Source organism: Halomonas citrativorans (assembly GCF_900163645.1).
GTDB lineage: Bacteria > Pseudomonadota > Gammaproteobacteria > Pseudomonadales > Halomonadaceae > Vreelandella > Vreelandella citrativorans.
In genome coordinates this window covers 37,375-59,354 of record NZ_FUKM01000014.1, presented here as the reverse complement: position 1 = coordinate 59,354, position 21,980 = coordinate 37,375, and the positions used below count along the sequence as shown (strand labels likewise).

The window sequence follows — 21,980 nt, the reverse complement described above, 5'->3', positions numbered from 1 at the left end:
CCGCAGGCGCCCCCCTGTATAATGTGTCATTTTGATGACCATTGAAGCAAGCGGCAACAGACTATTGCCTGTCACGTTGCCGAGGTCATAAGCCCGCCCATACGGGCGGGCAGGCACTTTAGGCGGGGCGTGCCACCAGCGAACGGGTCTCTTCACGCGCTTCTACCAGCGCAACACGCAGGCTATCGCCCAGTTTATAGCGCTCTTCACCCTCGATCTGAATGCGTCCCTCTTTGTCATCAATAACCACTTTGTCGCGGTCGCTATGCATCAAGGGAGCCGGAACAAACGCGGTGGCGCCATTCTCAATCAGGCGTACGCGCATACCGCCACGGTTGATCGCCATAATGTCGGCTTCAAACGTGTCCTGGTTCTGCGCCGCAGGCGTTAAGAAGCGCACGTAGAGCCAGTCTTTTACATCACGCTCGGCCATCCGGTTTAGGCGGCGGCGCTCGGTGAGCTGCTCGGTTAGCGCCTGGCTTGCTTCTGCCGGGGCCTGTTCGCTTTTCAGTACGCGCTTGATCAAGCGGTGGTTGACCATATCGCCATACTTACGAATCGGCGATGTCCAGGTCGCGTAAGCAGCCAAGCCAAGGCCAAAGTGCGGGCCGGGCTGAGCAGACATGCTGGTAAAGCCCTGGAAACGACGCAGACGGGCATCTAACCAGGCGTCATCGCGGCTCTCAAGCACGCGCTTAAGCTCTTTGTAGTGATCAAGTTCTGTTAACGCTTCACGCTCAACGGTAATCTCTTGGCTTGCCAGGAACTCTTGCGCCGCCTCGGCTTTTTCGGGTTCGAAGGCACGGTGCACGTTAAAGATACCGTGACCGATGTGGCTTGCCAGGAAGTCCGCGCAGCAGGCGTTGGCCGCAATCATCGACTCTTCAATCATGCGGTTGGCGATACGCCGGTCTTCGGTGTTGATCGCCAGCACATTGCCTGCCGCGTCCAGCTCAAAAACGTAATCGGGGCGGTCTTTAAAGACAAGTGCGTGCTTGTTGCGCCAAGCTGTGCGCGCTTCGGTCAACTCACGCAGCGCAGTAAGCTGCTCGGCGATGTTCTCTTCGGGTGCCCAGTCGCCTTGACCCTCACTCCAGTCAGAAACGCGGTCATACACGAGTTTGGCGTGCGATTTAACATTCGCCGCGAAGAAGCGGTAGTCACCCAGGCTGCCGTCGGCATTGATAACCAGCGTACAGGCGAGCGCCGGGCGCTCTTTATCTTCCCATAGCGAACACAGGTCATCGGCCAACTGTTCAGGCAGCATGGTCACGTTTTGGCCCGGCAGATACACGGTGAAGGCACGGGTGCGTGCTTCCAAATCAGCAGCATGGCCCTCTTCCACATAAGCAGTGGGGTCCGCAATCGCGACGCTTAGCTGCCAGCCGCCTTCCGCGCGTTTGCTTACGTGCAGCGCATCATCCATATCGCGGGTTTTTTCACCGTCGATAGTGAAGAAGGGCTGTTCGGTAAGGTCTTCGCGGGTCAGGCCTTCTTCGTGAAGCGGCCATTCGGTGCCCGCATCGGGGCAGTCCTGTTCCAGCGCATGACGGGCAAGCGTGACGCGCCACGGCACCGCGGGGTCGTCCGACTTGGCGACCAGCTCATCAATCTGAGCAAAAAAGCCACGGTCATTCTCTTTAAGCGGATGGCGAACCAGGCGGGCAACCACCCAGTCACCGTCGGCAATGCTGGCTTCATCCAGGCTATTTTTGATACGTGACTTGATCACATTACGAATAGAGGGGTGATCAGGTACGACGGCCAAGCGATCTTCGCGCTTTTGAACACGCGCCACAAAGCGGTCAAGACCGGCTTCGATCAGCTTTTCAGGCTCAACCGATTTCTTGTCACCGTTTTCGTGAATCACCGCTTCTACGCGGTCACCGTGAATCACCTGCTTCATCGCGGGAGGCGGCACGAAGTAGGATTCACCGTTATCGGTTTCGAGAAAGCCAAAGCCTTTCTCGGTGGCTTTAATCACCCCTTCAGCGCGCGGGGTGGTATCACGAATTTGTTGCTTGAGCTGAGCAAGCATAGAATTATTCTGAAGCATGGGATCAATCAGTTGGCGAGAGTAGCTTGCCACTATACGGATTCCCAGGGGCTGCGCCAATTATCCGCCGGGAAGTTGATGTTAGTTAGATAGTATCTTAGATAGTATCAAGGTGTTACATAGCCCGATGAGGATCGGTTAAGCTAATGTTTCATTGATGGAGAGCGCACGTTATGACACCACGGCTGATTGCTTCTGATCTTGATGGCACCCTGTTGGGGCGCGACCATCGCTTGCACGAAGATACCATTGAGGTCTTAAGAACGTTGGTAAACCAGGGGCATCACTTGGTGCTTGCATCAGGACGCCACTACGCCGATATGCGTGTCTTTAGAGATCAGCTCAATGTTCCCATCCATTTAATCAGCAGTAACGGTGCCTATACGCACGACCCTAACGATCAATTACTGGCGGCCTACCATGTCGGATCCCCTCAGGCTGCCGCGTTGATTAAATTGCCGCGCCCGGACGACGTACGGTTAAGCCTTTACCTGGACGACGCCTGGTACATTGATGCGGAGTCACCCCGTCACTTGGAAATGCATGCAACGACAGGCTTTGTTTACCAAGTGGTGCCACCGGAGCAGATGCCTACCGAGGGGATCGGCAAGGTACTTTACGGCGGGCGCCCGGATGCGCTGTTAAAGATCGAAACCGCCATCCGCGAAATGAATGATGGCTCGCTTCACGTGACCTATTCAACCAGCGAGTCATTGGAGATTATGGCGGGAGGCGTCAATAAGGGAGTGGCGCTGTCGGCGCTGCTCAAGCGCCTCTCGGTTGCGCCTGAGGACTGCCTCGCTTTTGGCGACAACCTCAACGACGTTGAGATGCTAAGTCTGGTCGGCGAACCGCACTTCATGATTAACTCACACCCAGAAATGGCCGGCAGGCTGAACGCCGCGCGGGAGATAGGCCACCACGGCGAGGCGGCCGTAGCCGTTCTGTTACGCGAGCGGTTTGCGCTCTGAAAGCGACGTTAAAAAGAAGATTCGTTAGCGCCAGTTCCATCATTAGTCGAAGGGGGCTTGAGATGCCCGGTCCCCTCGACCATCATCATGGCCCCAGAACGACAACAACGTAGGGCCAAAGCCGCTGCAATGACGACACCCGCTGCTACCTTGATTGTGGTCGATGACGATCCGGAAATTCGTGAGCTGCTTGCTGACTACCTGGGTCGCCACGGTTATCGTGTTTTCGCCGCCGATGGCGCCGAAGCGCTGCATGCTCTGCGCTCGGAGCGCTCTCCCGACTTGCTGATTGTCGATTTAATGTTGCCCGGCGATGACGGCTTCACCATCTGCCGTGACGTGAGAAAGCATAGCGATGTGCCGATTATTATGCTCACGGCCAGTGCTGATGAAACTGATCGAATTCTTGGCCTGGAGTTAGGTGCTGATGACTACCTGAGCAAGCCATTTAACCCCCGCGAGCTTTTAGCGCGTATTAAAGCGGTATTGCGGCGTACGCGCAGTGATGCGGCGCCTATTCCCACAGGGCAAGCGCGTTGGGTGGGGTTTGGTCAGTGGCAGTTGGATCGCATGACGCGAGAGCTGATTGACGAGAAGGGTGAGCGTACCTCGCTCTCAGGGGCCGATTTTCAACTACTTCAAGTGTTTCTGGAACACCCTGCCACGGTGCTCTCGCGGGATGACCTCTATGCGCTGACCCGGGGGAGAGACGCGCCGCCGCTTGATCGCTCCATTGATGTTCACGTTTGTCGGCTTCGCCAACGGCTGGGCGAAGATGCTCAGCACTCGCAACTGATCCGCACGGTGCGAGGGGCGGGCTATGTGTTAACCGCCCAGGTAGATGCACTAACGTGAAAGCGGCAGGATGGAGAGGCATTAGGCGTAGGCTGGCCCGCTGGCTGCCCGCTTCTCTGCGCGGGCGCTTTGTCATTATCATGATCACTGGGGTGCTGGTGGCTCAAGGCGCCAGCTATGCGCTTTGGAGTTCTCAGGTACGATCCAGCCATTTGGCTCAGCTTGATGAGCTGTCCACTAACATGGCCTTTAGCATCGCCTCCACCATGCGGTTCTTCCGCTCGCTACCCGTTGAATACCGCCATATTGTGCTGGATCAGTTACGCAATATGGGCGGAACGCGGTTTTTTGTGAGCGTTAACGAGCGCCGGCTCATGGTCAACGATATTGGCTCGGGGCTGGAAAAAGAAGTTGTCGTTAACAACGTACGTTCGGTGCTCACTCGCGAGCTTAATATTGACGATGTCGTTGTCGAATTTTCGCGTCCGGAAAATCTGCGCGTACTCAATAACGAGGTGCTGCTTTATGACTTGCCGCCCCGCTGGGGGCAGCACAGCCTGATGATGGCGCCGCTATCGCCGCCCATTTTAGTCGTACAGTTAGAGCTTTCACCCGGCACCTGGCTCTACGTTGCCACGCTCCTGGGTGTGCCTGATATTTTTAGCGGCTATCGCTGGCTTTCTGAAGAGCGCTTGTTGGTAGGCCTTTTGGTGCTGCTAAGCGTGCTGGCGCTTTCGTTGCTGGGCATTACCAGCGTGACCCGGCCACTGGCACGGCTTTCACGTGCGGCCAGGCAGTTGGGGGATGACCTTGATATCCCACCCTTAAAGGAGAGCGGCCCCAAAGAGGTGGCGGCCACTGCCATTGCGTTTAATCGAATGCAGCGACGCATACGCGAGCAGATTGAGGAGCGCGAGCGGCTGTTCTCAGCTATTTCTCATGACCTAAAAACACCGATCACCCGCATGCGCCTGCGTGCCGAGATGCTGGATGACACGCTCCAGCGTGAGCGTTTTTGTGCTTCTCTGGACGAATTGGATAGTTTGGTAAAAGGGGCACTGGCATCGGTAAAAGGGCTGGACCTGCATGAAGAACCCGTGCCTGTCTCCCTGGAGCAACTGCTTGACGAGCTGGCTGAGGCGCTTAGCTTGCAAGGTGGGGAGGTCAAGATTGAGCGCCAGAGTGCCGTCAACATCGCGCCGATTGTTGCCAAGCCTCTAGCGCTGAAGCGCTGCCTGGCCAATTTACTTGAGAACGCGATTTTTTACGGTAAGCAGGCGGATATCTATCTGTTTAATGAGGAGGAAAGCGTCACCTTACAGATACGCGATTACGGCCCGGGCATTCCTGAAGAGCAGTTAGAACGCGTGTTTTCGCCCTTTGTAAGGCTGGAGCCTTCACGTAGCCGCCATACCGGTGGTAGTGGCCTGGGATTAGGCATTGCCAAGCATATCGCCCGGGCACACGGTGGCAATATTCAGCTCGCCAACCATGCTGAACAAGGCTTAATCGTGACCCTTACGCTACCGCGTCAGGAAACTATTACGGGTTTGTAATAAACCTCCAACACTATGCAGCACTCGGTAACTCACGTTGCTGCTTTTCCTGGAGTAACCTTCTAAAGGCCGAACGTCCGAGAGGACAATAACAATATCAGGAGCGACGCAATGCCGATGTTTAAGAAAACCACCCTCGCCCTCGCCTTAGCCGGGGCTACACTTGCCGCGACAGCTCATGCCGAAGAAGTCGAAGTACTTCACTGGTGGACTTCCGGTGGCGAAGCTCGCGCTGCCAACGTGCTTAAAGAGCTAATGGAAGCTGAAGGCTACGGCTGGCAGGATTTTGCTGTCGCCGGGGGCGGTGGTGAAACGGCGATGACAGTGCTCAAGTCGCGTGCCATGTCCGGCAATCCTCCCTCAGCAGCTCAAATCAAGGGGCCTGAAATCCAGGAGTGGGGCGAGCTGGGTCTGTTAGGTAATCTTGATGACGTCGCGGGCGCCGAAGGCTGGGATGAACTGCTGCCTGAGGTTGTCGCCAATATCATGCGCTATGACGGTCAGTATGTGGCGGTACCTGCTAACGTCCATCGGGTGAACTGGCTATGGGCCAACCCCGAAGTGCTGGACGCCGCTGGGGTTGAAATGCCAACGACGCTGGATGAACTGTTTGTCGCAGGAGAGGCCATTCGCGAGGCGGGCTTTGTGCCGCTGGCGCACGGTGGCCAAGCCTGGCAAGACGCTACGGTATTTGAAAGCGTGTTATTAGGTGGTCAAGGCAGTGAGTTTTACCAAGCGGCGTTGGTGGATTTAGATCCGGAAGCGCTGGGCGGCGATCAAATGATCGAGTCGCTGGAAGACTTCAAGCGTCTGCGTGAGCTAATGGATGAAGGTATGCCTGGACGTGACTGGAATATTGCCACTGCGATGGTGATTGAAGGCGCGGCAGGCATGCAGTTGATGGGTGACTGGGCCAAAGGAGAGTTTACCGCGGCGGGGCTGACAGCCGGTGAAGACTATCTGTGTGCAGCGGCACCCGGCACTGAAGACGCATTTACCTTCAACATTGATAGTCTAGCCATGTTCCGGGTGACGGATGACGGCGAGCGTGAGGCACAACAGGCATTGGCACGTTTGGTACTTGAACCTACTTTCCAGGAAGCCTTCAACCTGGCGAAAGGCTCAATCCCAGCGCGTCCTGATCTGGAGATGAGCGAGTTCGATAGCTGTGCCCAGCAGTCGCTGGCCGATTTTCAGCGCACCGCTGAAGAGGGCGGTTTAGTGCCCAGTATGGCGCACGGCATGGCCGTTCGTGCGGATGTACAAGGGGCTATTTTTGACGTAGTAACTAACTACTTCAATAGCGCTGATATGACCGCTGAAGAAGCCGCTGAACGTATGGTGAGCGCAGCGCAAGCGGCCTCATTCTAACGCACTTTTCGCTTGGCTTAGCCTGGCTCAGGTAGGGGGCAGGCAATACCGCCAGGAAATGCTGTAGGGCGCCGCCGCAACGGCGGCGCTTGAGTTTACGGGTAAGCCACTTCTTTTTATAAGAGTTACCTCCCCATGAAAAATACCTCTGCGCTGCGCTTAGGGCCTGGTGCCAAGCGGTCAACATCTTCTGGTGGTTTGCAGGCGTGGCTTCCGCGCCTGGTGTTGGCGCCGTCGGTAGCGATTTCGCTGTTTTTTGTTTACGGCTTTATGCTGTGGACCTTCGTGCTCTCGTTGACCAGCTCGCGCATGCTGCCCAGCTACGATTTTGTAGGTTTTGGCCAATATGCCCGTTTAATGGCGAATGATCGCTGGTGGGTTGCCTCCACTAACTTGATGATATTTGGCGTGCTGTTTGTGGCCATTTGTCTGGTGATCGGTGCGTTTTTGGCCATTTTACTGGATCAAAAAATTCGCCAGGAAGGCGCACTGCGCACCATTTATCTCTACCCTATGGCGCTGTCATTCATCGTCACTGGCGTGGTGTGGAAGTGGTTGCTTAACCCGCAGCTGGGTATTCAAGCGATGGTGCAGAGCTGGGGTTTTGAGTCCTTTCGCTTTGACTGGATTATTGACCCGGATATGGCGATCTACACGCTGGTCATTGCTGCCGTATGGCAGGCATCCGGGTTTGTCATGGCGTTGTTCCTGGCCGGGTTGCGCGGCATCGACGACAGCATTGTCAAAGCGGCTCAGTTAGATGGTGCAAACCTGCCGCGCATTTACTGGCGTGTGGTGATGCCCTGCCTGCGCCCGGTGGTATTTAGTGCCGTAATGATTTTGGCGCATATAGCGATCAAAAGTTTTGACCTGGTAATTGCACTGACCGGCGGCGGGCCTGGGTACGCGACCGACTTACCGGCCACCTTTATGTATGCCCACGCGTTTAATCGCGCCCAGATTGGCTTGGGGTCTGCGAGTGCCATGCTCATGCTCGGGGGCGTGCTGGCGATTTTGATTCCTTATCTCTACTCCGAATTAAGGAGCCGTAAGCATGGATAATGTCATTCGTCGCCAAACCTTCGCGGCACGGTTGGGTCGTGTTGTGCTGTATGGCGTGCTGATTCTTGCTGCCCTGTTTTATATCCTGCCGCTTATCGTGATGCTGATGACCTCGGTGAAGCCGCTAAGTGAAATCAGCGCCGGAACACTTTTATCGTGGCCACAAAATCCGACGCTCGCGCCCTGGACAAAAGCCTGGGGAGAAGCCTGTACCGGTATGCGCTGCGATGGCGTCGGCGGTTATTTCTGGAACTCCTTTGCAATTGTTATTCCCGCGGTATTGATCTCAACCACCGTCGGCGCCCTTAATGGCTACGCGCTCACCAAATGGCGCTTTAAGGGATCCGAATTGGTGTTTGCGTTAATGCTGTTCGGCTGCTTCATTCCCTTCCAGGTGGTGTTGCTGCCCATGGCGCAAACCCTGGGTTGGCTGGGCATTTCCAGCTCACGTGCTGGCTTGATACTGGTGCATGTGGTGTTTGGTATTGCGTTTACCACGCTCTTCTTCCGTAACTTTTATGTGGGTATTCCTAACGAGCTTGTGTCGGCTGCGAAGTTGGACGGCGCCGGGTTCTTCCGCATTTTCTGGCGAATCCTGCTGCCGGTTTCTGCGCCGATCATTGTCGTCTCGGTGATTTGGCAGTTCACTCAAATCTGGAATGACTTTTTGTTTGGCGTGGCCTTTTCGGCCCACAACACTCAGCCCGTGACCGTGGCGCTTAATAATCTCGTCAACACCTCTACCGGCGTACGTGAATATAACGTCGATATGGCAGCAGCGATGATCGCAGCGCTACCCACCCTGGTGGTGTACGTACTGGCAGGCAAATACTTCGTGCGTGGGTTAACCGCCGGTTCCGTCAAAGGCTAGTTGTGAGAAGAGCCTGATAACAAAGCAGGGTGTTTTTTATGTCAACATTAGAAATTCGCAACGTTCGTAAAGAGTTTGGCAGCGAGCGAGTGCTGAAAGACGTCAGTATTTCGATTAATTCCGGTGATTTTTTGATTCTGGTCGGACCTTCTGGCTGCGGCAAGTCCACGCTAATGAACGCGATTGCCGGGCTTGAGCCGGTGACCAGCGGCAATATTTATATTGATGGCGAAGACGTCACCTTTAAAACGCCTGCCGAGCGCGATATCGCCATGGTGTTTCAGTCCTATGCGCTTTATCCAAGCATGACCGTGCGCCAGAACATCAGCTTCGGGTTAGAGATGCGTAAAGTGCCCAAAGCCGAACGGGAAGCCTCGGTAGAGCGCGTGGCAGACTTACTACAAATCACTCACTTGCTGGAGCGCAAGCCTGCCCAGCTTTCCGGCGGGCAGCGCCAGCGGGTGGCGATGGGGCGGGCGCTGGCGCGTGAGCCCAAGGTTTATCTGTTCGATGAACCGCTTTCCAACCTGGACGCCAAGCTGCGCGTTGATATGCGCACCGAGATCAAAAAGCTTCACCAGCGCCTGGGCACCACGATTGTTTATGTCACCCACGACCAGGTAGAGGCGATGACGCTGGCCGACTGCATTGCCGTCATGCGTGACGGCAATATCCTGCAGCTTGGCAGCCCTGATGAGGTTTATAACAACCCGGTCGATATGTTTGTGGCGGGCTTTATGGGGTCGCCCTCCATGAACTTTATTCGCGCGATGCTGGAAAAAGAGAACGGCCGCTACCAGCTGCGAATTACAACGCCAGGTGAGATAGATCTGCTGCTTCCCTGGCCTGAAAGCCGTGCGACGCCCGGTATGGACGAGCGTCTTAATCAACCGGTCATTCTTGGCCTGCGCCCGGAACACTTTAGCGAAGAGGATGTACGTTTAACGGCGCAGGCCGAAGGCACGCTGCTGAACGCAAATATCAGCGTGGTAGAGCCGACCGGCGCAGATATCCTGCTGCGGTTGCCGCTGGGCGAGCAGGAAGTCACCGCCCGCGTTGGCCCTAAATGCCCGGTTGTCGCCGGAGCGCGCCTGGCGCTGCGTATTGATATGGAACAAGCCATTATGTTTGACGCGGTGAGCGAGCAGCGAATCGCTTAGCCAGTGGCTACTCCTTGGCCCGTGTGGCCGGAGCAGGCTCTTTATCCAGCCGTTTGATCTGACGCCAGAGATCCTGGCGCAGGTCGGCCATTCTGGGTTGCTCTTCGGGTATGAAGGCTACCGGGCGGCAGAGGCGCTGGGCGCGTAGCCCCAAACGGGCGCTAAGCAGCCCGGTGGCCAGCCCTTGACTTGCGCGAGTGGAAATTCGGCCAGCCAGGTGTAGCGAGAGCATATCCATGCTGGCATCGGCGGCGAGTTCGCTTACGCCTGCAAACGCCATGTTGCGCAACACGTTTCTAAACAGACGTAAGCGGCTGGCGTAACCAAGTTCCAGGCCGTAAAGCCGGCATAACCTGTCGACCATGGCGAGACTGCGCCAGGCTACCAACGCCATATCTACCAGCGTAAGGGGGCTGATTGCCACCATAATGGCGGTTTCCCCAGACATACGGGTTATCAGACGTTGCGCCTCACGATCGCGGGGTGCCAACAGGTGGTGGCGCAGCAGCGCCTGAACTTCCTCTCCGTTATGATGTGGCTCACAGGCGCGCTCAAACGCCTGCCAGTGAGGATCGTCCACTGAAAGCTTTAATTGCTGGCGAAGTTCTTCGGCCATTTTTTTTGCCTGATGGGGCGAGCGGTGGGGCAGTTCAGCTAAATCGCTACGCAGCCGATCATGGCGTTTCAGACGCCTTAATCGGCCGAGTTCTCTGATCAGTGACATGCCACCTAAGCCAATCAGGCTGATGCCAAACAGCTGCCACGCCAAATTCATCCACGCTGACTGGGAAAGCGCATCGGGAATGCCGGTGGCCAGTTCGACACTCCCCAGCGTGGCTGCGCCTGCCAAGGCAAACATTAACCCCCAGCGGCGTTTGCGTGGGGCGCCCAGGCTGGTAGCGGGCAACGCCTGTTCCTCGGCCGCCGTTATAAGGGGTTGGTCATCATCGGTTTCTTCAAAGCGCTGCTGCTGGCGTAGGCGGGTTTCCTGCTCGGTAACCGTGTCGGGCGTATCGTGCAGGCGAAAATTACGCCGTGGCTGTGGGTCGGTCATGCGAGTTTATCTCCAATCAGCCAATCAATGGCGGCGTCCATTCGAATATGTGTCAGTGCATCAGATGTCGATGGCATGGGTCGAAAGCTGGGGAAGTCAAAGCCCTGGTGCTGCCAGAAGTCGGCATTGGGCAGGCGGGTCGGGACATCGCCTGGGTAAACCAGCACGTCTTCGCCCTCAAGCGTTGTGCCGCGTAGTGCCGAGGAGCGTTTTCCATCCTGCAATACTTCGCGTGCCTCGGTGGCCCGAATAGCAGCAAGCGACAGCGCTTTTACCGGCACGTTGGCAAAGCGTAAATCCTTAAGCGGTTCGGCTAGAAGCGCTTCCAGTAACTGTACAACATGACCATGCTGGTCAGGCGTTACGTGATCCGCTTTGGTGGCGGCGATGGCCAAGCGGTCAATTTTTGGTGCGAACAGGCGCGACAGCAGGCTGCGTTTGCCGTAGTCAAAGCTTTGCATTAATTGACGCAGCGCACGGGAAAGGTCCTCAAACCGTTCAGGCCCGGCGTTCAGCGCACCCAGCACATCGACCAGTACAATCTGACGATCAAAACGCCTGAAATGATCACGATAGAAGGGCTTCACCACCTGTTGCTGATAGTAGCGAAAGCGGGCGGCAAGCGTGGCGTAAAGGCTGCTTTTGGGCAGGCTGTCGAGCACTTCCCTGGAAGCATCAAGATGCGGTAGAGGGAAAAACTGTAGCACCGGGGCGCCCGCCAGCTCACCGGGAAGCAAAAAACGCCCCGGTTGAAGGTCCGAAAAGCCCGCCTCCTTGGCACGGCGAAGCCCTTGTGCATAGGCGTCAGCCAAGTGCGCCAGTTGAGCTTCGTCCGCTTCAGAGGCGGGGTCCAAGGGTTTTACCGCGTCTAACCACTCGCTGAAGAGTGCGCGCCGCTGCTCGCCTTCCAGCAAGGGCTGGGCTTGGCACCAGCTGTAAAAATCGTGCTGCAGCAGCGGTAAATCGAGCAGCCATTCGCCTGGGTAATCAAACAGGTCCAGCGTTAGATGGGCGATATCTGGCGACAGCCAGCCGCTTTGGGCAGGCCGATAGCGCAACTGCAGGCGTAATTCGCTGATTCCTCGTGTCGGTTCGGGCCAGCGTGGCGGCGTATCGCGCAGCGCCGCCATGCCCGGGTCGTAGGGAAAGCGGGGAACGCCAAGATCGGGTTGATTAAGGCGCTGTGCGCCCAGTAAGCGGCCATCTCGGGCGGCGGGCAATAAATCCAGCCTTGCTTCGACGCCCGCATGACGTAGCTGATTCACCAGCGAGGTTAAAAACGCTGTTTTGCCCGCTTGTGATAGCCCCGTTACCGCTAAGCGCAGCTGACGGTCCCGGCCTCGTTCCAGTAAGTTACTCAGTTCGCGGCTTAACGGCTGGCGCATCCTGGCGTTCCTTTTGTTAATCCTGCATTCAGGAATTATAGGGCCGTAAGCGGCTCAGGTAGTGGGCTAACATTAGTGGCTAGCGTCGTTGCAAACGTAATGGCTAACGTGGTTGCTAGCATAATGAATAGCATAGCCAAGGCTTCATGAACCGTGCATTAACCGCGACTTAGCGTTGTCCCCAGCAGGTGCTGAGCGCCGGGCACCAGCCACACCGGGTCAAGGCGAGTATTGGCGGCTTCAATGCACAAAAAATGGCGCGCGGCGTCGGCAGGTGTGTCGCTGGGAGGGTTCGCACCGGGGTGCCACACCACGGTTGAATCGCTTGACTGCTTGGCAACGCGCAAGCTGCGCACGCCATCATTAAGAAGCACGGCTTCATTGCTGTGATAAATTCGGTCGATGCCACCACGGATTGCCAGCGTGCCTTGTTGCTCGGACTCTGCAAAATCACGCAGTTTATCCAGATAGCGCGCACCCGCAAGACCTTCTACCCGACACTGATGCACGTCATCAACCGCTAAATAGGAGTGCAGCGCACCGCTGGTTTTAACCGGCGCATCGCCGATGTTTTCACTGATAAGCTCAACATTTAAGCGCTGCGCGTTGGCCTGTATCACCACGCGTGCGGTGAGTTGGTTGTGCAGAGGGTGCTCGGGAGAAAGGTGCGCCTCAATTCCCTCTGCATGCTCATCAACTGCGTCCAGCCGCCAGTTGGCTTGACGAGCCAAACCGTGGAAAGGACCGTCGCGTTCAGGGCTTTCATCGGCGTAGCGTTCGTCTGCAAACCAGGGCCAGCATAATGGGATGCCGCCGCGTATAACGTCGGGAGTTGCGGGCGGTGTCGGTGTTACCCAAAGCCAGCCGGTATCATTGGTGGGTTTGAAGTGTAGCACTTGGGCGCCTTGTAGGCTGATGGCAAGTTCGCCCCAAGGCATATTGAAAAGAGCGACATTGCGTCCTTCCCACGTCGCTATTTGCTGGCCGTCTATGCTAGCCATAAGAGTTACGAGTGAATCAGGGGTCATGAGCGTTCCTTAAAAGGTGTGTATCAAATCAGGCAGGATTGTCGCGCTGTGTGCTATGGTAGGACAAGCACGATGAGTAGGTAAAACGCCTAGGTTGGCAGGTAAGAGACATAGGTAAAACCCTGAGAAGGGGATATCAAGGAGGCACTATGGGCTTTATTGCATGGTTAATTATTGGTGGTTTGGCTGGCTGGATCGCTGGCAATATCATGCGCGGCGGTGGTTTCGGCATCCTGGGCAACATCGGTGTGGGTGTGGTTGGGGCCGTGTTAGGTGGCTTTTTGTTTAGTTTGCTAGGCTTGCAGGCGGGCGGCTTTATTGGCTCGCTAGTGACCGCTACGGTAGGGGCTGTCGTACTGCTGTGGGTTATTAGTAAAGTGCGAAGCGCGTAGCGTTAAATAAAAGACGTCGTGCTTAAGCGGCGCACTGGTTCGATATCATTTGCTGCCCGGCCTTGTGTCGGGCAGTGTCGTTTTGCGCCAATCGGTCAGTTTAGCTATCGGTCTTGCCACCACTTTCCGTTACACTAAGGCGCTTTGCTCTAGCGCACTGCTGGTAGATTTTTTTGTTTCGAGGTGTCTCTTGGTCGACGCGTTAAACGCCTGGTGGGCCCAACAGCTGGTGCTGTGTGATTGGGCATTTACCCCGCATCCGCTCTCGGTGGATACGCAAGCTGCTGAGCAGCGTTTGCTGCAACTGGGTATTACCAGCCGTAACGAGCTGGCCGAACAGCTTTTTCATGCGTTAGGCGCTTCGACAGCAGAAGCGGACCGCTTATTGGGCGCGCTTGAGTGGTCGGCGTTGGCCGGGGCTGCAGGGTGGTTAAATGCCGATCAGGCTCATGCATGGGCGCACCATGTTATCCGCCGTATTACCACTGACTACAGCGATTTACGCGGCTGGCTTTCAGAGCTGCGCCGGGTGCTGGGCGCCAAGGGCTGGGAAACCGGCGCGGATGATCGTTTTATAGACGCCTGCCAGGCACTCTCAGCACTGGAAAGTGAAGACGAAGGGATTACCTGGCAAAGGCTTGAACATACGCTGGCACAGTTGCCCGCACCGGCGCCGTTATGGCCCCAGGCTGCAGAAGCACAGGTGTGGCGTTTATGTGCGCTGTTTCGCCCCGTTATTAGCTACCCCGCAAGCCGAGCCGATTGGCCGGAAGCCGACCAATGGCTTGAACGCATTTGGCAGATCAATGACCGCGAGCAGCTACTGGAAGTGGCGCTATGGTTGAGCGCTCAGGGAGAGCGTCAGCGCTGGGATATTGAAGCCCGTGAGCTGCTGGGGATGGATAACGCCCAACGGCTTGCTTGGCAGCAGGATGAAATAGAAGACTCGCCCTACGCGGGTGTCCTCAATGCGTTTGTAAGCCAAGGGGAGCCGCTTGAATGGGCCGCGTGGGACTGGCTGCGCCTGGTGGAGATTGCCTGGGCCGGTGCTTGCTGTGGTTGGTTAAGCCAGGCAGAAGCAGATGATCTTGCATGCCACGCAGCGGATCTGATGAATCATCGCTACCACGACTGGCGCGCTATTCTAAAAGCCTATATGCGCGGTCAGAGCCTTTTTGAGGGTGTCGACCGACGCGATATGACGCCTAATCCTCATCACGTCTTACTGCTCAACGCCGCGCATAGCCCATGGGCCTGCTCGCCCTCTACGCTGTTGAATGAGGCGAGTCGCCAAGCATCACAACAGCGTGTCAAAGCGTGGCGCAATACGACCCATCACTGGCTGCTGGCGTTAGCTGGCGTACGTGAACCCGATGTCATGCTGCGCCAGCTAAACCCCGGCGCACCCATTGCCGAGCAGCGCCGAGCAGATGCCGCGCTTTATCTTCAAGAGTCGCTTGGCCTGCATGCTGATGAGGGCCCCGCTGTTCTAGCCCGTTACTGGTTGCCTGCCCAGGCGCATCATCTTAATCAGTTAGCGGCCGATGCGGTGCACGGCGTGTTGCCGCCATCACAAACGCTGTTTGGTCAGCCTACGTCAGACGAGTTGAAGCAGCGTAACGCGGTGAAGGGTGTCAGCCGTCATGCGGCCACTATCCATATGGCGGAAAAGTTTGCCTTCTATTTGCACATGTCGTTGGATAGCGGTTTATTCGAGCGAGAGCCGCTGCTTACTTATGCCCGTGAACTGCGTAGCTGCTTGTGCCGTTTTTACCCTAACCCCAAGCGGTTGCTGGAAGCCTGGTTTGCCTGGGAAAGCTGCTTGCCGGAGCCTGAGCATACCTCGCTAATTAACGAGATAGCTTGGCACCTGGAAGATCCAGGGAGCCTTTTTTACTGGCTGGATTGGCGCCCCGATGCCTGGTGCGAGCCAGGCGGGCGGCCAACGCTTACGCATTTTACGGCCATGTCACTGGTTGGGCCGCTTAATAGTGCCGTGTGGAGTGAGCCTCAGCCAGAAAGCGTGCGCGAGTGCGCGGACATTAAAGAGTGGGTGGAGAGTCACTATCACTTGAGTAGTGCCGCCGATATGCAAGAGTTTCTAACCTTTATGTTGGAGGCTGGCGACCGCCAGGAGTATCAGATCAACTATGCGCCCTATACGCTGAACCCCGAGCGTCTAGAGGCGGAAATCGCGATTCTGGAATCGGGTGACTGCGCAGAAGAAGATCGCCACCATCTGCTTCGCCTACGGCGTGTGCAGGGCAATGAAGATAGCTGTAATGATGTTGACATGGCCGCATGGGATATTGCTCAGCTTGTCGACTTGGCTATCGCTGCCCGGCAGTTGGGTTGGCTGGAAAGCCAGGCATTTGCCGAGGTGCTGGACCGTGCATACCAATTGGCGGCTGATCACTATGCTGGCTGGCAAGAGTATGCCGCGGGAATGTATGCTGGATTCTCGTTTTTTATGGGTGAAACACCCGAACGTGACAGCTTTTTAGCCGGGTTTCGTCAAGCCATGGTGGCTTGGGTGTGCGGTGCACCGATCCTTGCGGGCCCTTGGGCAAGCCTCGATTTTCCGGGTAATAAACCGCGCCATTTTGCGCCGCTGCATATCGACACCTTACCCGGTGATTCACGAACATTACATTGAGACTCGCCAACCATGCATTGTCTAGCTTATAGTTTAACGCGTGTTAATTACCCCACTTTCCCAATAATAGTACGAGGTTAATCGCATGGTTGCGTTGCCACACCCCGCTGTGACCGCTGTCCGTGTTGTAAGTGTTTGTGTTGTCTTTGCTTTTCTGACTGGCTGTGCAGGCTCTTCGCATCAATCCATCGAGCCGCCCGAGGACTATTTCTCGATGACGCTGCCAGGAATGGCGAAAGGCTTTAGTCCTCAGATGTCACCCGTCAGTAATTCGTTAGACCAGTTACGTAGTTTTCAGACACCGCCACCGACCTTGGTACGTCAGGCACTACTGGAACAGCACCAGCGATGGTCGGGGACGCCTTACCGCATCGGCGGGACGTCAGAACGAGGCATCGACTGTTCGGCGCTGGTGCGTAATGTTTATCGCGATACGTTTAATTTGGAATTACCCCGTTCCACTTCGGGCCAGGTACATGAGGGGCGCTCGATCGACCGCCAAGAGCTGCAGGCGGGCGATCTGGTTTTCTTCCGTCCGCCAGGGCGTTATAACCATGTGGGCATCTATGTCGGAGATGGCTACTTTTTACATGCCTCTACTTCACAAGGCGTCATCATTTCCAGTTTGGATAACAGCTACTGGCAGCGTTATTACTGGCAGTCACGTCGAGCGCTGGAACCCACCAACCTTGCTTATTTAGGCAGTAACTTCACGCCGTGAAGGGATAGGGCTGTTGGCGTTTCGCTTCCAGCCCCGCAGGTTGTCTACTCCTGGGAATGGCATGATTGAAGGCAAAACACGCACTTGGTGGCGAGCAACAATGGCCCTGTGTTTAGGGTCATTTCTGGTATTTATTAATCTGTATGTTCCTCAACCGTTACTGCCCGAGCTTAAAACGGCCTACGAGGTGTCTACCTTAGGCGTCAGCCTGCTGATGTCGGTTGCTACACTGTCACTTGCCTTGTCCCTTTTGGTCTTTGGGCCGCTTTCCGATGCGATAGGCCGTGAAGGCATTATGCGCATTACGTTACTGCTGGCGGGGGGCTGTTCGCTGGCGCTGGCATTTGCCCCGAACTTTGAAAGCCTGCTACTGCTTCGCTTAGTCCAGGGGTTTGTATTAGGCGGCCTACCCGCCGTTGCCATTGCCTGGATGGGCGATGCCTTTGAAAAGTCTGCGCTGCTAAGCGCCGTAGGGCTCTATATTGGTGCCAATACGCTGGGTGGTATTAGCGGCCGGGTCGTAGGGGGGGCTGTCGCGGAGATAGGTGGGCCTTCCGCCTCCTTTATTGTGGTTGGGGCGATGACCCTGGTTGGCTGCGCGGTATTTTGGCGCTTATTGCCTAATAGCCATGCGTTTGAGCCCAAGCGTTTTCAGCTTCGCCGCGCGCTGGCAGACCTGGCCGGGCATTTGCGCAACCCGGTGCTGCTTGCAGCCTACTGCCTGGGCGGCATCAATTTTCTTATCTTTATCAATCAATATAGCTACATCACCTTTCGCTTGGCCGCTACTCCTTATGCGCTGGCAGCGAGCGGACTGGGGCTGATTTTCCTGACCTATTTGGGCGGCACTTTTGCATCGGCTATTTCTGGCCGACTGGCCGAGCGCACGTCTCCTGCTACCTGCATGATGGCAGGCGTGGCGATTCTGATGGCAGGTACCGCCGTTACTCTGAATGATTCGCTGGTGCTAATTATTGTCGGTCTAACGATTAATGCGTTTGGTTTTTTCTTAACGCACTCACTGGCGTCCAGCTGGGTGGGGCGCTATGCCCAAGGCGCGCGTGGCAGCGCGTCAGCCCTTTATCTGGTGTTTTATTATGTAGGCGCAAGTCTCGGCGGCTTCTGGCTGGAGCCTTTCTGGCAGGGAGCTGGCTGGCTTGGTGTGGCCTGGGCTTCGTGGATTCTATTAACGGTTACGTTAACCATCACGCTAGGAATGCGCTATTTCGAGCGCCGTTGCTGCCTTTAAAGAAGGCATAAAAAAGGCAGCCCGCAGGCTGCCTTTTTAGCAAACGTGGGCACTTAGTGCTCAACGCCACCTTCGCCGTGCACATGACCGTGCTCGGTTTCTTCCTGGCTTGCTTCACGTACGGTTGCAATCTCAACGTCAAAGTTAAGTTGCTGGCCTGCCAGCGGGTGATTGCCGTCAACGATGACGGTATCGCCTTCGATGTTCTTAACGGTCACCATCAGTGGGCCGCCTTGAGTCTGGGCTTGGAACTGCATGCCCGGCTCAATGTTTTCAACGCCCTGAAAAGCATCACGCGGTACTTCTTGTACTAGCTGCTCTTGAACTTCGCCGTAGCCCTCTTCGGGGGATACTTTAACGTTCAGCTTGTCGCCCGCTGCGCGGCCTTCCAGCTCTTTCTCCAGGCCCGGAATGATGTTGCCAGCGCCATGAAGATACGTGAGCGGCTCACGGCCTTCGGAACTGTCGAGCACCTCACCTGCATCGTTGGTCAGGGTATAGTGGAACGCGACAACCGAGTTTTGCGCAATTTGCATTGGATAACCTTTCGGTGAGTGCATGTCCCAATATGGTAACGCGTGAGGCGCGGCTTGTCAGGGGGGGAAGCCGGGTTTTTACGCCTACTCGCTAATAGTGGTGTTGCGCCTTGCAGTCACCGGGGATACCCTAAGCCAACAACTTTTCCCACTTTAAGATCACTCTCACTGGAGCTTGCTATGACAATCTTCTTTATTTGGCTTATTGCATTTGTCCTGATTGCCTACTTTGCTAATCAGAAGTGGAACAATGGCATCAGCCAAGGCCTGGACCGGCTTTTGCCTGACGTGATGAAAAGCCACGGCGATAATCGCTACTTGTGGGTAACGACGCTGGCTGTATTAGGCGCAACAACGCTGGTTCGTCCGGTGGATATTTTGCTTGTGGCTATTTTACTGGCGTTGGTTGGTTGGGTAATTGTGAAACTGGCCGATTGGGCGAGCAGTATGTCGCACTAATTAAGCTATCAAGCGGCGAATGTCATTGCCGCTATGAAAATAAAAATGCCCGGCTAAAGATAGCCGGGCATTTTTTGCATTAAAACAAATAGCTCACTCAACGTGGTAAATGTTCATCTTACCTGGCCTACAAGCCCGAGACCTATAAACCCGAGCCTATCGGCGAAGCGCTATTAATACGGAGCGACGCTTACGTTTGAGCCACTACCGATCAGGCGAACGCGCTGGCCTGCCTGGTAGGCGTGATCAGCTCCTTGTACCACCACCACGTCGCTTCCATCATCAAGGCGGATTTCCATTTCCAGTGCGCTGATGCGGTTGGCGCGGTCTTCAGCAGCGGTGCCCGCAATCGTACCACCCAGAGCGCCGGCAACGGTTGCCAACTGACGACCTGAACCGCCACCCACTTGGCTACCCAAAAGGCCACCAATGATGGCGCCGCCGCCACTGCCCAGCAAGCCTCCCGCACGGCTATCCGCCTGAATTTGTACAGGTCTTACCGCTACAATGGTGCCATAGGTAACGCTTTGGCTGGTTTTGGCTTGGTTGCCGCGATACACGTCACCTGAGTAGGGGGCAGTGTTGGCACACCCGGCCAAGGTCAGGATGCTTAACGCAGCAACAGGTAGTAAACGTTTCATTAAAACCTCCAAAGTATGCAGCTTAAAAAAGTAGTAATCAGGTGCTTCAAGGGTAGAACAATGCTTATAAAAAGTAACTGAATTGACTAATTAAGACCAGAGAATATCAAAAGGCCGTAAATCCCAGTGTAGACAGAGAATAAGAAAACAGTGTGCATGCCTAACAATAAAAAAAGGAGGCTAAAAAGCCTCCTGAGATAAAGATACTTCGTCGTAGAGTGCGTGTACGGCTAAATTAGCCAAACTGGTTCATTGTATTATCTTTGCCGCCTGCTTTAAGCGCTGCGTCGCCGTGGAAGAATTCCTTATGGTCATCGCCAATATTAGATCCTGCCATGTCTTGATGTTTTACCGTGGCAATCCCTTGGCGAATCTCTTCTCGCTGAACACCTTGTACGTAGGCCAGCATACCCTCTTTACCAAAGTAGCCCTTGGCCAGGTTGTCGGTTGAAAGCGCCGCAGTGTGGTAGGTGGGCAACGTAATAAGATGGTGAAAAATACCCGCTTCACGGGATGAGTCACGCTGGAAATTGCGCGTCCATTCGTCCGCCAACTGGCCAAGCTCGGTAGTGTCGTACTCGACACTCATTAGCTTGTCACGTTGATAGGCGGACACATCCTTACCCTCGGCTTGCCAGGCATCGAACACCTGCTGACGGAAATTGAGCGTCCAGTTGAAAGAGGGCGAGTTGTTGTAAACCAGCTTGGCATCGGGCACCACTTCACGGATACGGTTGACCATGCTGGCAATTTGCCCAACGTGAGGCTTTTCCGTTTCAATCCACAGCAAGTCGGCGCCATTTTGCAGGCTGGTAATACAGTCAAGAATGACGCGGTCTTCACCCGATCCAGCTTTAAACTGATATAGCCCTGATGCCAAACGCTTGGGTTTGACCAGCTTGCCGTGTTGCTTGATAACCACATCGCCATTATTGATATCGGCAGCATTCTCGATAACGTCACCATCCAGAAAGCTGTTGTACTGATCGCCGAGGTCGCCTGGCTCATGGGTCACGGCAATCTTCTGGGTCAGCCCGGCGCCCAGCGAGTCCGTACGAGCAACGATAACGCCATCTTCTACGCCGAGCTCAAGAAACGCGTACCGGACAGCGTTAATTTTGGCTAGAAAATCCTCGTGCGGAACCGTGACCTTGCCATCCTGGTGGCCGCACTGTTTCTCGTCGGACACCTGGTTTTCGAGCTGAATGCAGCATGCGCCGGCTTGGATAAACTTCTTCGCCAGCAGGTAGGTGGCTTCCGCATTACCAAAACCGGCATCAATGTCGGCAATAATAGGCACGATATGAGTATCATAATTGTCGATTTTGCTAATGACTTCCTGCTCTTTGGCGCTGTCCCCGCTGGTTTTTGCGTCATCCAGGGCGCGGAAAAGATGATTAAGCTCCCAGGCATCGGCCTGCTTCAAGAAGGTGTAAAGCTCTTCAATCAGATTGGCGACCGAGGTTTTCTCATGCATGGACTGGTCGGGAAGAGGGCCAAATTCGGAACGTAAGGCAGCGACCATCCAGCCGGAAAGGTAGAGGTAGCGGCGTTTGGTGGTGCCGAAATGCTTTTTGATGGAGATCATCTTCTGCTGACCAATAAAGCCGTGCCAGCAGCCTAGTGACTGCGTGTACTGTGCCGTATCGGCATCGTAGGCAGCCATGTCATTGCGCATTATTTCGGCGGTATAGCGCGCAATATCGAGCCCTGTATGAAAACGGTTTTGAGCACGCATCCGCGCTGCATGTTCAGGCTTAATCGCCTCCCACTTGCCGCTTTGGGCCTCACGTAATTGAGCGATGGCTTTAATATCGTTAAGTAGTCCAGACATGAGCAATTCCTCCAGGGTTAAATAGCACTTCGCAAGATTGTGTGTTGGTGCTGCACTTGCGAAAACGTTATCAGCGTCTACCGGCTGTAAGGCGTGGTTTCTGTCTAGGCAGAGATACCTGGTAGCGCTGCAGTGCAATAACTATTGACGACAAGGAGGGATTCAACAATTGACACTTGGAGG

At 55.5% G+C, this 21,980-nt stretch carries 19 protein-coding genes; 12 read left to right on the top strand and 7 right to left on the bottom strand.

Annotated elements, in window-relative coordinates; genetic code table 11:
- Positions 1-118: 118 nt before the first annotated feature.
- Entirely contained in the window at positions 119-2,056 is a 1,938-nt protein-coding gene (locus CZ787_RS03575) for an exoribonuclease II (protein ID WP_087106457.1), read from the bottom strand.
- Between the two features lie 173 nt (positions 2,057-2,229).
- Between CZ787_RS03575 and CZ787_RS03570 the strand changes: the two genes are divergently transcribed.
- The 7 genes from CZ787_RS03570 (at position 2,230) to CZ787_RS03540 (ending at position 9,842) form a co-directional block, all read left to right on the top strand.
- Complete coding sequence (locus tag CZ787_RS03570; protein WP_087106249.1) at positions 2,230-3,027, top strand: Cof-type HAD-IIB family hydrolase; 798 nt, start codon at positions 2,230-2,232, stop codon at positions 3,025-3,027.
- A gap of 129 nt (positions 3,028-3,156) precedes the next feature.
- Positions 3,157-3,882: a response regulator gene (locus tag CZ787_RS03565; RefSeq protein WP_087106247.1), complete on the top strand. Its 726-nt coding sequence runs from the start codon at positions 3,157-3,159 to the stop codon at positions 3,880-3,882.
- An 80-nt stretch (positions 3,883-3,962) separates the two neighbouring features.
- Entirely contained in the window at positions 3,963-5,378 is a 1,416-nt protein-coding gene (locus CZ787_RS03560; RefSeq protein WP_087106455.1) for an ATP-binding protein, read from the top strand.
- A gap of 111 nt (positions 5,379-5,489) precedes the next feature.
- Positions 5,490-6,749: an ABC transporter substrate-binding protein gene (locus CZ787_RS03555; RefSeq protein ID WP_087106245.1), complete on the top strand. Its 1,260-nt coding sequence runs from the start codon at positions 5,490-5,492 to the stop codon at positions 6,747-6,749.
- Between the two features lie 135 nt (positions 6,750-6,884).
- The gene (locus CZ787_RS03550) at positions 6,885-7,811 is read left to right on the top strand and encodes a carbohydrate ABC transporter permease (protein WP_087106243.1); all 927 of its coding nucleotides are present in this window, start codon (positions 6,885-6,887) and stop codon (positions 7,809-7,811) included.
- Positions 7,804-8,682 (top strand): carbohydrate ABC transporter permease, encoded by an 879-nt coding sequence (locus CZ787_RS03545; protein WP_087106241.1) that lies wholly within the window; start codon positions 7,804-7,806, stop codon positions 8,680-8,682. Before CZ787_RS03550 ends, CZ787_RS03545 begins: the two co-directional genes overlap by 8 nt.
- A gap of 38 nt (positions 8,683-8,720) precedes the next feature.
- Entirely contained in the window at positions 8,721-9,842 is a 1,122-nt protein-coding gene (locus tag CZ787_RS03540) for an ABC transporter ATP-binding protein (protein WP_087106240.1), read from the top strand.
- 7 nt (positions 9,843-9,849) lie between these two features.
- Here CZ787_RS03540 and CZ787_RS03535 read toward each other — a convergent pair whose 3' ends face one another.
- From CZ787_RS03535 to CZ787_RS03525, 3 genes are all read right to left on the bottom strand, one after another.
- Positions 9,850-10,896, bottom strand: a complete 1,047-nt coding sequence (locus tag CZ787_RS03535) for a YcjF family protein (protein ID WP_087106239.1) — start codon at positions 10,894-10,896, stop codon at positions 9,850-9,852.
- Positions 10,893-12,281, bottom strand: a complete 1,389-nt coding sequence (locus tag CZ787_RS03530) for a YcjX family protein (protein WP_087106237.1) — start codon at positions 12,279-12,281, stop codon at positions 10,893-10,895. Before CZ787_RS03530 ends, CZ787_RS03535 begins: the two co-directional genes overlap by 4 nt.
- A 158-nt stretch (positions 12,282-12,439) precedes the next feature.
- Positions 12,440-13,309 (bottom strand): D-hexose-6-phosphate mutarotase, encoded by an 870-nt coding sequence (locus CZ787_RS03525; protein ID WP_087106235.1) that lies wholly within the window; start codon positions 13,307-13,309, stop codon positions 12,440-12,442.
- Between the two features lie 149 nt (positions 13,310-13,458).
- On the opposite strand from CZ787_RS03525, the gene CZ787_RS03520 reads away from it, so the two are divergent.
- From CZ787_RS03520 to CZ787_RS03505, 4 genes are all read left to right on the top strand, one after another.
- Positions 13,459-13,701 (top strand): GlsB/YeaQ/YmgE family stress response membrane protein, encoded by a 243-nt coding sequence (locus CZ787_RS03520; RefSeq protein ID WP_087106233.1) that lies wholly within the window; start codon positions 13,459-13,461, stop codon positions 13,699-13,701.
- Positions 13,702-13,891: 190 nt separating this feature from the next.
- Positions 13,892-16,357, top strand: a complete 2,466-nt coding sequence (locus tag CZ787_RS03515) for a YbeU/YbeR family protein (protein WP_087106231.1) — start codon at positions 13,892-13,894, stop codon at positions 16,355-16,357.
- 85 nt (positions 16,358-16,442) lie between these two features.
- A complete protein-coding gene (locus CZ787_RS03510; protein ID WP_087106229.1) occupies positions 16,443-17,078 on the top strand; it encodes a C40 family peptidase in 636 nt (211 codons plus the stop codon).
- 61 nt (positions 17,079-17,139) lie between these two features.
- Positions 17,140-18,327 (top strand): MFS transporter, encoded by a 1,188-nt coding sequence (locus tag CZ787_RS03505; protein ID WP_087106227.1) that lies wholly within the window; start codon positions 17,140-17,142, stop codon positions 18,325-18,327.
- 53 nt (positions 18,328-18,380) lie between these two features.
- Here CZ787_RS03505 and CZ787_RS03500 read toward each other — a convergent pair whose 3' ends face one another.
- A complete protein-coding gene (locus CZ787_RS03500; RefSeq protein WP_087106225.1) occupies positions 18,381-18,863 on the bottom strand; it encodes an FKBP-type peptidyl-prolyl cis-trans isomerase in 483 nt (160 codons plus the stop codon).
- A 180-nt stretch (positions 18,864-19,043) separates the two neighbouring features.
- Between CZ787_RS03500 and CZ787_RS03495 the strand changes: the two genes are divergently transcribed.
- Positions 19,044-19,322, top strand: coding sequence for a hypothetical protein (locus CZ787_RS03495; RefSeq protein ID WP_087106223.1), 279 nt, complete (start codon positions 19,044-19,046; stop codon positions 19,320-19,322).
- Between the two features lie 173 nt (positions 19,323-19,495).
- On the opposite strand, the gene CZ787_RS03490 is transcribed toward CZ787_RS03495, so the two are convergent.
- Both CZ787_RS03490 and CZ787_RS03485 read right to left on the bottom strand, forming a co-directional pair.
- A complete protein-coding gene (locus tag CZ787_RS03490) occupies positions 19,496-19,963 on the bottom strand; it encodes a glycine zipper 2TM domain-containing protein (protein WP_087106221.1) in 468 nt (155 codons plus the stop codon).
- 235 nt (positions 19,964-20,198) lie between these two features.
- A complete protein-coding gene (locus tag CZ787_RS03485) occupies positions 20,199-21,797 on the bottom strand; it encodes an isocitrate lyase (protein ID WP_087106218.1) in 1,599 nt (532 codons plus the stop codon).
- Between the last annotated feature and the right edge of the window lie 183 nt (positions 21,798-21,980).

What these genes read in the sequence shown, in the direction of transcription:
- CZ787_RS03570 (WP_087106249.1), top strand. Translation starts at nt 2,230, where the DNA reads ATGACACCACGGCTGATTGCTTCTGATCTTGATGGCACCCTGTTGGGG.
- CZ787_RS03555 (WP_087106245.1), top strand. Translation starts at nt 5,490, where the DNA reads ATGCCGATGTTTAAGAAAACCACCCTCGCCCTCGCCTTAGCCGGGGCT.
- CZ787_RS03485 (WP_087106218.1), bottom strand. Translation starts at nt 21,797, where the DNA reads ATGTCTGGACTACTTAACGATATTAAAGCCATCGCTCAATTACGTGAG.
- CZ787_RS03535 (WP_087106239.1), bottom strand. Translation starts at nt 10,896, where the DNA reads ATGACCGACCCACAGCCACGGCGTAATTTTCGCCTGCACGATACGCCC.
- CZ787_RS03495 (WP_087106223.1), top strand. Translation starts at nt 19,044, where the DNA reads ATGACAATCTTCTTTATTTGGCTTATTGCATTTGTCCTGATTGCCTAC.
- CZ787_RS03505 (WP_087106227.1), top strand. Translation starts at nt 17,140, where the DNA reads ATGATTGAAGGCAAAACACGCACTTGGTGGCGAGCAACAATGGCCCTG.
- CZ787_RS03550 (WP_087106243.1), top strand. Translation starts at nt 6,885, where the DNA reads ATGAAAAATACCTCTGCGCTGCGCTTAGGGCCTGGTGCCAAGCGGTCA.
- CZ787_RS03520 (WP_087106233.1), top strand. Translation starts at nt 13,459, where the DNA reads ATGGGCTTTATTGCATGGTTAATTATTGGTGGTTTGGCTGGCTGGATC.
- CZ787_RS03540 (WP_087106240.1), top strand. Translation starts at nt 8,721, where the DNA reads ATGTCAACATTAGAAATTCGCAACGTTCGTAAAGAGTTTGGCAGCGAG.
- CZ787_RS03525 (WP_087106235.1), bottom strand. Translation starts at nt 13,309, where the DNA reads ATGACCCCTGATTCACTCGTAACTCTTATGGCTAGCATAGACGGCCAG.
- CZ787_RS03545 (WP_087106241.1), top strand. Translation starts at nt 7,804, where the DNA reads ATGGATAATGTCATTCGTCGCCAAACCTTCGCGGCACGGTTGGGTCGT.
- CZ787_RS03565 (WP_087106247.1), top strand. Translation starts at nt 3,157, where the DNA reads ATGACGACACCCGCTGCTACCTTGATTGTGGTCGATGACGATCCGGAA.
- CZ787_RS03560 (WP_087106455.1), top strand. Translation starts at nt 3,963, where the DNA reads ATGATCACTGGGGTGCTGGTGGCTCAAGGCGCCAGCTATGCGCTTTGG.
- CZ787_RS03500 (WP_087106225.1), bottom strand. Translation starts at nt 18,863, where the DNA reads ATGCAAATTGCGCAAAACTCGGTTGTCGCGTTCCACTATACCCTGACC.
- CZ787_RS03575 (WP_087106457.1), bottom strand. Translation starts at nt 2,056, where the DNA reads ATGCTTCAGAATAATTCTATGCTTGCTCAGCTCAAGCAACAAATTCGT.
- CZ787_RS03490 (WP_087106221.1), bottom strand. Translation starts at nt 19,963, where the DNA reads ATGAAACGTTTACTACCTGTTGCTGCGTTAAGCATCCTGACCTTGGCC.
- CZ787_RS03510 (WP_087106229.1), top strand. Translation starts at nt 16,443, where the DNA reads ATGGTTGCGTTGCCACACCCCGCTGTGACCGCTGTCCGTGTTGTAAGT.
- CZ787_RS03530 (WP_087106237.1), bottom strand. Translation starts at nt 12,281, where the DNA reads ATGCGCCAGCCGTTAAGCCGCGAACTGAGTAACTTACTGGAACGAGGC.